The 11,996-nt window shown below is 47.6% G+C and carries 3 protein-coding genes and 2 tRNA genes; 1 reads left to right on the top strand and 4 read right to left on the bottom strand.

Annotated elements, in window-relative coordinates; genetic code table 11:
- Window positions 1-173: 173 nt before the first annotated feature.
- Window positions 174-7,841: a Calx-beta domain-containing protein gene (locus AZI85_RS03995; RefSeq protein WP_253720830.1), complete on the bottom strand. Its 7,668-nt coding sequence runs from the start codon at window positions 7,839-7,841 to the stop codon at window positions 174-176.
- 291 nt (window positions 7,842-8,132) lie between these two features.
- Here AZI85_RS03995 and AZI85_RS03990 point away from each other — a divergent pair, with 291 nt between their 5' ends.
- The gene (locus AZI85_RS03990; protein ID WP_063242874.1) at window positions 8,133-9,569 is read left to right on the top strand and encodes a protein adenylyltransferase SelO; all 1,437 of its coding nucleotides are present in this window, start codon (window positions 8,133-8,135) and stop codon (window positions 9,567-9,569) included.
- A gap of 797 nt (window positions 9,570-10,366) precedes the next feature.
- On the opposite strand, the gene AZI85_RS03980 is transcribed toward AZI85_RS03990, so the two are convergent.
- From AZI85_RS03980 to AZI85_RS03970, 3 genes are all read right to left on the bottom strand, one after another.
- Window positions 10,367-10,442, bottom strand: a tRNA-Glu gene (locus AZI85_RS03980).
- Between the two features lie 21 nt (window positions 10,443-10,463).
- A tRNA-Lys gene (locus AZI85_RS03975) sits at window positions 10,464-10,539 on the bottom strand.
- 153 nt (window positions 10,540-10,692) lie between these two features.
- Window positions 10,693-11,991, bottom strand: coding sequence for an adenylosuccinate synthase (locus AZI85_RS03970; RefSeq protein WP_063242872.1), 1,299 nt, complete (start codon window positions 11,989-11,991; stop codon window positions 10,693-10,695).
- Window positions 11,992-11,996 lie beyond the last annotated feature (5 nt).

The following is an 11,996-nucleotide window of genomic DNA, read 5'->3' as shown; positions in this document are numbered from 1 at the left end:
TGTTTGAAAAAGAATGGAATTTCGTGGATTAACAAACTTGTAAAAAAGTCTCGAACTGGCGCGTGCTCTTTCAAGATGCGGCTTTTTTTGTATCAGTTCACTGCCACGGTGGCAGTGAAGCACCTTACGAAGTGCGGAACGCAGTCTTTTCTACCCCAAACACGGACAAATCGTTAATTCGGGAAAGGGCCCACTGAAACCGACCCTAAGCGGAATGGCTTCTTGTTCGTACCTAATTGACCTTGAGTATCTGCACCAGAGCAGTACCAATTCGTACCTACTTTACCGCAAGATCCATAGCCATTTCTGATATCAAAATCTGTGACCGTACCATAAGCGTTCAGCGTTGTCAGAAGGGTCGGGGATAAGTGATATTCATTGGTCAAGTAATCATTATTTCCGTGCTGGTCAAAGCGATTGTAACCCCAGCAGGAAACGGCGCCACTAGCGATGACACAATGATTTGTATATCCGCTCACCAACTTATTGATATTTGTAAATGTATGTTCTACCGGCGCAGCTACGGCATTTCCGGTGCTGCCATTTCCTGACTGCTGACCGAAGCATCTCACTGTCGACGTTCCAAAGCGTGCACATGTTCCGTAACTCGACATCGCTAATTCATCTGCATTTGAAAACGCAGGAACTTGCACCAAGCCTGGTCTTAATGTCGTGTCACCCAATCCAAGTTGACCTTGAGCATTGTAGCCTGAGCACCAAACGGATTTGTCGGTTTTGATTAGGCATGCGTGAAAGCGACCGAAAACAATTTTACTGTTATCACTTCCTGCTGATGTGATCTCAACTGGGTTTGTATAAAGTCCCATAGCCATGTCAAAAATCTCGGAAGTTGCTAAATTACCCCAACAGAAAAGTTTTCCACCTTTAATCGCACAGGCAAAATCATTGCCCATAGAAATGGCGAAGTCAGTCACACCTGATGTCAGGCCTGCCGGAGTGTTCGGATTTCCCGAAGTCGATGTACTAGCTCGAATATACGAACGTCCCCAGCATTTCAGAGCTCCTAGTTGAATCGCACATCCACCGCTAGGCGCTGTCATCATTTTACCAATATTACTTTCCAGCGTTTTGATAGAAGTTGGAACTAGATACATACGATCGGCTAAAATATTTCCGGCCTTGTTATGGATGTTATCGCCCATGCATTTGACTCCGCCACCATAAACACCGCAAGCATGTTCGTCGAAAATAGAAATGGCGCTGGCGCCTACAAAATCAGGGCTCAGATAAAAACCATTTGATTGCAGAACTTGCTGATCTCCCAACTGACCGAAACCTGAAAAACCAGTGCAATAGATTTGACCAGATCGTATGAAACAAGTGTGGGCCCCCGGGCCGCCTGCGATAGCCGTCACATTCGCGGATCCACCGACGACCGGCGAAAGTGGAATGATAGAAGTTCCCGTGGGTTGATTAATACCGCCTTCACCGAAGTAGTTGCGACCGCGACAGTGCGCCTGTCCACCCATCACCACGCAAGTTTGCACGCCAATTGTCATATCTGTGAGATTGACGTACTCGCTCATTAGAGTAGGGGTCGGTACATCAGCACTTAAGCCAGTGACAATCTGGTAGTCGCCGTTGTTACCCCAACAATAAACTTGATTGGATGAGTTCTTAGCGCAAGTACCATAATAGCCCGTCCAGAAGTCTGTCACAGTGCCAATGCCAGGAACCGCAGAAATACTCCAGCTAGGATTGAAGTGGCCTAAGCCCAATTCCCCATTCGTATTTACTCCCCAGCAATAGAGTGTCCCAGTTTTCAATGCGCAGGCATGTGTCCAACCCATCATGACTTTACCAACTCCGGAAGTAAGACCTGCAATACTCACCGGAACTGCCGATGACGAAGCCGTCGACGGATCACCCAATATTCCAAAATCTTTAGCACCCCAGCAATAAACTCCTCCGTCTTTGACGGCACAAGAGTTCATATAACCTACACTCACAGATGTGACTCCAGAAGACATTCCTGTTACTAAAGTTGCGGTTGAGCGAGTTGTAAGACTTCCGTTACCCAAAAGGCCGGCCCCCGGGTAGTTGTTATGAGCTCCCACGCCTGCACAGTAGAGGGCTCCCGCATTTGTGATGGCGCAGGTGATGGATGAGCGAGTAGATATTTTAACTGCGGGCGCGGGGAGAGTGAATTCCACAGGTGTTGATGAGGCGATGTAATTGCCTCGGCCCAGCTGTCCTGAATTATTAATGCCCCAGCAATAGACTTTTCCACTGCTAGTCCGTGCACAAGTGTGATTGTCGGCAGCGTGAACTTCGACAGCGTCTTTTCCGGCAGGTGAGTCGTTGTCGTTGATGATGATGTCTGCATTTGAAATATACGATGTACCACCAGTGATGCCGGTGATTTTGATAGGAACACGTTTAAAGAGTTCATCCACGGCATTGTCTAAACTGGTCAGACTTCCAAATGTTATCGTCGTAGAGCCTGAAGGAATCGAAGCCGTGCCTGACGTGGTGGCCATTGTATAATCAGTACCCGCCGTCGCGCAGTCCACTCCCGTACAAGTGTCGCGAGTCCAATTAATGGCAACCGCCCCCTTATCCGTTGGATGTGACAGTGTCGCAATCAAACTGGTTGTCGCACCTTCAGTGACGTAGACGTCCTGGATAGTTACCAAAGGTGGTTCTTCGTCGTCCGTGATTGTGACCGTGTGAACTGTGTTAGCTCCTAAAGAACCCCCGGCAGGTGAGCTTAAGGTGATTCTGAAAGTTTCGGCATTTTCTTCGGTGCTGTTATCTAAAATTGGAATAGAGATATTCACGGAAGTACTTCCTGCGGCAATGGTGGCTGTACCGTTCGTAGCGGTGTAGTCATTACCCATTGTCGCTGTGGGAGCAGCACCATTCGAGTAAGTGTAAGTCACACTCACAGCGATATCGACAGCGGCCGGAATACTGACGGCGACTGTGTGAGTGGGGTCGTTGTACTCAGAAACAGTTGAAGTCGTAGTAGTAAATTGAATTGCCGGAGAATTTTTCGTCCACGTCGCTGTCGTTGCCGCCGCATAGGTCTGCCAATTTCCCGCGGCATCTTTACCGACGACACAAAGTTTTACACTTCCGTTTGCATAGGCAGAAATATTGTCTGTGATATTTGTCGTGTGTACGATCTCTGAAGCTGAATATCCCGTAGCCACCGTACAGTCTGTGGAGGCGGCAGGACCTATTTTGTATTTATATCCGACAACGCCGCTTCCATTGACGTCGATATTAAGTGCATATTTTGCGCTGGATCCTGTAGGTTGTCCCGAAAGAGTCGCTGTCGGAGGAGTGTTATCAAAAACAATCGAAGCGGAGCTAGCCATTGCACTGACGTTTCCGGCGGCATCTTTCACCCAGGCATAAAGCGTTTTTGATTCATTCACGGTGCTGACCGTAAACGTCGCAGGTAAAGTCGCTCCTGCTGTCCATGTGCAGGAAGCCACCGCCGTATTATTTTCCATAATACAATAAGATGCTGGCGAACCACTGACAGAAGATGTGATAGCAAAGCTTGTGCTGTTCGTCGGAGACGCGTTTGTCACCGTGAACGAAGTGATACTAGGAGCCGTCGTATCGATGACGATGTTTTTATTTGTTCCTAAAGATCCCGCCGCCGCAATGGCTGGCAATGTTAATGTCGCATTGTTAGAAGCTGCATCTCGAATTGTCGCAGAACTAATTGTTAAAGAGTTAGTCGCAGTATAGTTCAGATCTGCGGCCGTATCCGTGGCTTGAACTGTGTAGTTAAAGATCAATGTATTCGTTCCCGTACCTGACGCATAAGAGGCTGAGCGAGCGGGAGTTGTGTTCAGCGCGAGCAGTGGGGTACCAGTGACATTCACGTTTTCAGAGAAAGTAACACGAACATCAATAACGTCACCAACGGTGTAAGCGCCGTTTGCTTTATTAGACGTGACATTGGTGATTGTAGGAACCGCTGTGTCTATCACTAAGGCACTGGAGCAAGCCGACGTGATGGAGTTCCCAGCAGAGTCTAATGAGATGACTTGATAAGAGTAAGTCGTACCATTCGCGCCAGTGAAACTGGAAGTTGTGGCCGTACTTGCCTCGGTATTTTCTGTTCCCGTATAAGTATTGCAAGTAGCTCCTGTATAAAGACGCACCTTCTGTGAAGCCAGATCCGTACTTGTCGACTTTGTCCATTGCGCTACGATAGCCGTGGTATTAGTTGGAGTCGTCTGCTGCCACGTAAGTGAAGAAGCGCTCACTGGAGCCGTGATATCGTAAGTAACAGTCGCATCCGTAAAAGTGGAGGCGTTATTGGTATTTCCAGCCGAATCACTGACTTTTCCTGCTGTAATAGATGGAATCAAAGTTCCAGCTGTGGTGACCGCTGTTGCCTGCAAAGTCCAAGTGATGTTGTCTGACGTAGCTAAACTCCAAGTAATACCTGATGCTGTTCCGCCTTGAGTGATATCTGCTATAGCGAAAGTGCTTGGATTGATAGCTTCTGTAAATACAATCGTGAATTCGACAGGCAAAGTATTCGTAGGATCGTCTTGTCCTGCTTTTTGATTGATAGTCAATGAAGGCTTCGTTGTCTCATAGGTGATTTGATTGTCCGTGCTCGTGCTTGCCGTGTTGTTATTGCCGGCAACGTCGGTCAGCTTATTGGCCGTGATAGAAGGAATTAAAGTTCCCGCGCCGGTGATTGCGGTCGCTTTTAAAGACCACGTGATGTTGTCTGAAGTTGTTAAACTCCAGGTAATTCCCGTTGCTGTGCCGGACTGATTGATATCCGCAACGACAAAATTAGTGATGGCTTCGCTTGCAACAATAGTGAATTCAACAGGCAAAGTATTCGTTGGATCTGCTTGCCCTGATTTTTGATTGATGGTCAGAGTAGGGGATGTCAAATCCTGAGTCCAAGTGACACTCGTTGCAGAGGTCAGAGCTTGTTCAACACTCGCAGAGTTTTTACCAAGGACACAGACCTTGATATCCGTATTGCCTAGCCCACTGACCGAGTCTGTGATGTTTGTCGCGACAGGAATGTCAGCTGAATACCCCGTTGCGACTGCACAGTTCGTAGAAGCAGCGGCACCCACTTTGTAGCGATAAGTCTGAACATCTGCGCCTGCAACATCAATGTTCAAGGCCGTCTGATTTGTTTTGCCAGTAGGCTGGCCCGTGATCGTGGCAATTACGGCCGACGTGTTGACGTTGAAAATAAAATCGTTGTTCGTCGCCGTTGTGGTATTTCCGACTGCATCACGCGAAGAAACTCGAACTGTGTACTGAGTGCCGTTGTTTAAAGTGCAACCTGTAAATGTCGAAGAGGTTCCCGTCACAGTTTGTGCCGCACAAACTGTTGCTGAGGCATCACTGTTTCTAATTTCAACGACATAGTCAGCACTTCCTGCAGACGCTTCCCAATGAGCTGTTGCCGTGGAACCATTTGTCAGCCATTCATCTTCAGTCGTGTCTGTGCCGCCAGTAACACCGCTGATAGCGAAAGCCGCTGGTGCCTGCGTATCAATCACAAGTGCCTTATTGGCGCCTAATGAACCTGTTAAACCAGGTGCAGGCAAGCTCAAGATCATGTCGTTTCCGAAGCTGTCCTTGATGGCGGCTCCCGCTAAAGACAAAGCATTGATAGATTCATAATCAAGATCGCTGGAGTTGTCTCCGGCTTGAACGGTGTATTGGAAAATCAGGGTGTTGGTTCCAGAACCGCTCAGATAGGTTGCTGCTTGATCCGTCGAGCCCGTCTCTACTAAAAGCTCAGGTGTTCCGCCAGTCACAGTGACGTTTTCAGAAAACTGCACTGAAATTGGAATCACTTGACCTGCTTTATAAGATCCATTTGCCAGGGACGAAGTGACGGATAGAACCGAACCGGGAAGATCCAAAGTATATTGAACAGTGGCGGCCGTCGGTAAAGGATTAGCAGCTAAATCCGTTAAAGAAGTTTTTGCGGTCAGTGTACAAACTTCGCCGTTGGCCGGAGCGGTCGTCACCGTCAAATTCACAACGGCCGAAGTCGCACTCGAAAGTGAAGCACCAGCGATAGAAACGTTGGCACCCGCCGAGCATGTGATACTCCAGTTTGAAGTAGTCTCAATTGAAGTTTGTAACATCGCTTCACTGAAATGAACCGTGACGGAGGCGGGAAGACTTGAGCGAACACTAGTTGCGGGATTGAACGAAGCCACAGTCGGAGCAGTACGGTCCATGGTCAGTGCCGTAGAGCAAGCAGAGACCGACACATTTCCGGAAGTATCGATGACAGTGATATTATACGAGTAAGTGTCTCCGTCAGCTCCCGTAAAGGAGCGATTGACAGCGGACGCGGCTAAAGAAATTGCCGCGCCTTCTAAAGTTAAGCATGAAGAGTCCTTATAAAACTGGATCTTTTGTTCAGCGATATCTGTTGCATCAGAAAGCACCCATGTTGCCGATACGGGAGAGGCTTTAGTTGGTGAGGTTTGCAACCAAGACAAACTTGTCGGTAAAGAAGGAGCGCTGGTATCGTAAGTCACCTGGCTATCGGAGCTGGTTGATGCTGTATTTAAGTTTCCGGCTAGGTCTGAAAATTTATCTGCGTTAATTACCGGTTGAATCACACCATTATTATCAACACCTGAAACCGTCAGTTCATAATGAGTGGAATCAATCTTCGTCAGTGTGTACGTGTTCACCAAAGCGGAACCCGAAAAACTGACATCCGAATCAGTCAAAGAACTTTCGGCAAGGGCTTCACTAAATACCAAAGTAAATCGCACTGGCAAGGTGTTCGTAGGATCTGCTTGGCCGGCCTTTTGGCTGATGACGACAGAAGGTTTTAATGTGTCATAGTTCCAAGTGTAGTTTGTCGAAGCCGAGTAGGGTTGCCAGAAGTTGTTAGTGTCTTTTCCAATCACGCAGATCTTTAAATTTTGATTCGCCAGCGAAAGAAGAGAATCCGTGATCTTCGTTCCTACCGCAATTTCACTCGAGTATCCCGAAGAAACAGCACAGTCTGTGCTGCCTTGGACACCGAGTTTATAGCGATAGTGAGTGATGTTTGTCCCTGAAACAGTGATATCAAGATCGTCAACATTGCTCGGATTGGCAGGACGCCCCCCCAATACGGCTGCGACTTCTACCCCGATGCCTGACATATTCAAAGAACCGCTATCGGCGATATCGGGATTGGTGTAATTCCAAGAGAGTGTTTGTGCATGAGTGTTCACTTCCGTCGGAGAATACGTAATGACCAGTGTACAGGAAGAGTGGCCGTTAAGAGTTCCTGTACAAGTTCCCCCAGTCCCCGGAAATGAACCCCCTTTAAAAGCAAATGGCGCGGACAAAGAGCTTAAGTTTAAATTTTCTGCCGGCGCATCTTCGCTATTTTGCAAAGTCACCGATCTTTCAATCACGGAGTCTTTAAGCTGAGCCCCGAAATCCAAAGTCGCAGCCGTCGCCGTCACTTTCGCGCGTGTTGTTTTGTCCTTTACGACGAAGGAAATGAAATTCGCGTCGAGGTCAGAAAAGCGCTCTCCGGTGAAACGAAGTTGAAACGTCTCATCACTTTCAATTTTCGTGTCACGAGTGGGTTTGATGATAAAACTAATGGAACTAACGCCGGGGTGAACAATCAAAGTTCCATTGGAAGCCTCAAAGTCCCCATCGACATCGTTCAACGTCCAACCTAGATCTTCGGCCTTCAAAGTCATGCCCGAGACATTGGGAGTTTCGATGCTTAATGTGATTTGATGACCAATGCCTTCTTCAAGGACGACAGCCGTACCGGACTCAACTGTGATCTTTCTTAAGATTTCATTTTCGCTAAATAATGGAGTCAGCGAGGCGTTCATACTACAACTTGTCAGTAGTAGGGCTACCCAAAGTGTTAAGCTGTATTTTAGGAACGTACCGACGTTGACCATCTTTGTTCTTTTCGGCTTTTTTAAAGATGAAATAAAGGTCTTTCCAAGAAGAAAAAGTCCAGTCTTTATATAGATTTACATGCATTATGAATATGAAATTTTGTTCGGGGTTGATCGGGGTTTCTCACTTTCAGACGAGTTAAACAACAGGCCTGGCCCCTGGCATTCGACGGCTTTACATCTGGACGAGGATGCGATTTTAACTTACTTTCGACTCTTATGAGTGACGATAGAAACCAATTTGGCTGGAATTTCGATAACACCTATGCGCGATTGTCTGACGTCTTTTTTGAAAGAGTGAATCCGACGCCCGCGCGTACTCCAGTGATGGTGATGTTTAACGAAGCTCTAGCTCAAGATCTTGGCTTAAACGTTTCAGAACTGGCGAAGCAGGGGCAGAATTTTTTTGCGGGTAACAAATTTTTTAAAGGTTCAGAACCCATCGCCCAAGCCTATGCCGGTCATCAGTTCGGACACATCAATATGTTGGGTGACGGGCGTGCGAATCTTTTAGGTGAACACGTGACTCCCAAAGGCGAGCGTTTTGATATTCAGCTAAAAGGGGCGGGCCGAACGCGTTTTTCTCGACGTGGTGATGGTCTTGCCGCTTTAGGCCCGATGCTTCGCGAGTATATTATCAGCGAAGCGATGTTCGCCTTAGGCATTCCCACGACGCGAAGTCTTGCGGTGGTAACAACCGGAGAACAAGTTATCAGAGAAACACCCCTACCGGGGGCCGTGCTAACCCGGGTTGCTAGCAGCCACTTGCGCGTTGGAACATTCGAATATGCTGCGGGTTTTGATCAAGGTAAAAACTTACGCGAACTCGCAGATTACACTCTTCGTCGTCACTATCCTAATTTGGTGTCGCATCCTGAACCTTACGTCGCTCTTTTAAAGGCGGTCATCGAACGTCAGGCGTCGTTGATTGTTAAGTGGATGCAAGTGGGTTTTGTTCATGGCGTGATGAACACTGACAATATGACTATTTCTGGGGAGACCATCGACTACGGTCCTTGTGCGTTCATGGATCGCTTTTCACTTTCGACGGTTTTTAGTTCCATCGATGTTCAAGGCAGATATTCCTATGGACAGCAGCCCTCGATCGGGCAATGGAATTTAGCGCGCTTCGCAGAAACCTTGCTCCCACTCTTTAGCGCTTCTCAAGAGGAGGCGATTGCGAAAGCCGAAGAAGCCCTCGACACTTACGCCGAGCATTTGCAGCGTCACTGGGTGACGGGCATGCGCGGTAAACTAGGAGTCATGCAAGCAGGAGAGGACGATATGCCTCTCTTTAATTCGCTTTTAGAACTTATGGAGAAGAATCAGGCCGACTACACGAATACTTTCCGGGCTCTTGCCAATGGGAAGATGTTGGATGAACCGCTCTTTAAAAGTGCCGAGTTCTTAGAGTGGCACAAAGCTTGGCAAGCACGAAATCCTGACTTGGCCTTAATGCTTAAGCATAATCCAGCCGTCATCCCTCGTAATCATATGGTCGAGAAAGCTCTGGCGGCCGCCGTCGAAAAAAATGACTACTCCGTTGTGAATCGTTTGCTCGAGGTTGTTCGAAATCCTTTCGTCGAACCTAAGGATGGTGCAGAGTTTTTGAGTCCCGCTGATGATGAAGATTATCAAACTTTTTGTGGGACTTGATTGTGTCTTTCAATGATGTTTTAGGTTGGGTGGCCTCGCTTGTTCTGATCGCTACGATCGTGAATCAGATACGCAAGCAGATACGTGATCGGACTTCGCAAGGAGTTTCGATTTATCTTTTTGCGGGGCAGATTTTTTCTAGTCTTGGACTTGCGGTTTATTCTTATAATTTGGGGAATTGGGTTTTTACGGTTTTGAATTTGGTTTTGCTCTTAACGAATATCACGGGATTTTATTTTACTAAGAAGTTTAAGGATGAGGGGAAGAGAGAGTAGTTCCCTTTGTTGGCTTGTTTCTCGCTTCGCTTGAAACTCGCTTTTTTTTTCTGGCTTCTTGTTCGCTTTGCTCACAAGTCGCATCTTTTGCTTCGATCGTGGAGGGGATTGGGCTCGGGCCGTCGTGGCCCTCGGTCCTTTGGACCGCCTTCGGCGCCTTCGAGGACGCATCCTGCGTCGTCGATGATAAAAATAGCAGGAAGCTATTTTTATGCGTCAGCCCCGAAGGGGTTGAGGGCAGGAGCCCGAAACAACCCCTGTTGTCGGCGCCCGTTGCTTTTCGCGAGCTTTGATGGATTATTTTTTTTGCGCCAACCTTTTGAGTTCAAAGCCCCTTGGGAGAACCAAGACTGTGAGTAAAAATAAAAAACCCGAATCTTTCGATTCGGGTTTTTTATTTTTAGTTACAAAATTTGGCGTTCCCAATGGGAACGCCAAAGGGCCCCGTCGCGAAGCGATGGGTCTAACATAACCTTTCGAGTTCAGGCGAAATGTAAATGAAGCAAGAGTAGTGAGAAAAGTTGGCGTTCCCAAGGGGATTTGAACCCCTGTATCCTCCGTGAAAGGGAGGTGTCCTAGGCCCCTAGACGATGGGAACGTGTAGAGAAAAAACAGAAAATGGTGGCTCGCGATGGATTCGAACCATCGACCCCTTCATTAAAAGTGAAGTGCTCTACCAGCTGAGCTAGCGAACCACTGTCCGTTTAGGAAGTGCTAATTTGTAGTAAGGCGGGGGCAAAGTCAATACGATTTCTTGCTGTTTTTTAAAAAATTTTGCGATTTTTTTATAAAAAAAAGGGCTTTGCTTAAGGCATAAGCAAAGCCCTTCGTGAATTCGCTAACTGTGCTTAATTATTGAACAAAGGTTTGACCCACAATGTCTGCTCGCGACCCGGGCCGACGGAGATTACGTCGATCGGTGTTCCCAATTGTGAGCCTAAGTAGTCAATGTAGTTTGTTGTTGGACGCGGAAGATCTGAAAGTGTTTTTACTTTCGTTAAATCTTCTTTCCAACCTGGAATCCATTCGATCACGGGCTCCACTTTTTCTAACTCGTAAGGAGATGTTGGAAGCTCGGTGATTGTTTCGCCATTTAATTTGTAAGCTGTGCAGACACCGATGCGATCGTGACCTGTTAGGACGTCTAACTTCATCATCGCAAGGTTTGTGATGCCGTTCACGCGGATCGCGTATTTCAACGCTACTAGATCCAACCAACCACAGCGACGAGCGCGGCCAGTTGTTGAGCCGAATTCGTGGCCGTCTGCTTGGATTTTCTTTCCGATTTCGTCGTTAAGCTCTGTTGGGAAAGGACCACTTCCTACGCGTGTTGCATAGGCTTTAAAAACGCCGATCACTTTTTGAATGCTCATCGGGCTGATACCTGCGCTGGCACAAGCATTCGAGGCCAATGTCGAAGAACTTGTTACGAAGGGATATGTTCCGTGCATCACATCTAACATCGTACCTTGAGCGCCTTCGAACAGAACGCGTTTGCCGGCTTTCAAGTTTTTGTTGATGAAGAGTGAAGAATCTTTGCAACGATACGGAGCTAAATCTTCCGCCACTTTTTCAAGGTCGGCCATGATGTCTTCCAATTTGAAAGTTGGCGCCTTGTAGTAGTTTTCAAGCATGAAGTTTTTCTCGCGCAATGCCAGTTCTACTTTGGCCTTTAGACTTTCGCGATCGAAAATATCACCGAACAAAACAGCGCGGCGAGAAGCGCGGTCTTCGTAAGCCGGGCCAATGCCTTTTCCAGTTGTACCGATTTTGCTATCGCTCAATGCCGCTTCACGAGCCGCATCTAAAGCTTTGTGATAAGGAAGAATGATTGTCGCTGTGTCTGAGATCAACAACTGCTTTGGATTTTGCAAATAACCTGTGGCTTTTAGTTTGTTGATTTCATCGCGGATAGAGAACACGTCGATCACAACACCTGGAGCGATCACGCAGGTTGTTTCGGGACGAAGAATTCCGCTGGGTACCAAGTGAAGAACTGTTTTCTGACCGTTGACCACGAGTGTGTGGCCTGCGTTGGCGCCGCCTTGGTAGCGAACGACCATGTCTGCTTTTTCAGCGAAGACATCAATAAGTTTACCTTTACCTTCATCGCCCCATTGGGCTCCGACAACAACAACACCTGACATTGCAA

The sequence above is a fragment of the Bdellovibrio bacteriovorus genome, from assembly GCF_001592755.1.
GTDB classification, from domain to species: Bacteria; Bdellovibrionota; Bdellovibrionia; order Bdellovibrionales; family Bdellovibrionaceae; genus Bdellovibrio; species Bdellovibrio bacteriovorus_E.
The sequence above is the reverse complement of the archived record's forward strand: the minus strand, read 5'-3'. Positions and strand labels throughout refer to the sequence as shown.

Bases quoted from the DNA above. Each gene is read 5' to 3' on its own strand.
- AZI85_RS03995 (WP_253720830.1), bottom strand. From the start codon at position 7,841: ATGAACGCCTCGCTGACTCCATTATTTAGCGAAAATGAAATCTTAAGA.
- AZI85_RS03990 (WP_063242874.1), top strand. From the start codon at position 8,133: ATGAGTGACGATAGAAACCAATTTGGCTGGAATTTCGATAACACCTAT.
- AZI85_RS03970 (WP_063242872.1), bottom strand. From the start codon at position 11,991: ATGTCAGGTGTTGTTGTTGTCGGAGCCCAATGGGGCGATGAAGGTAAA.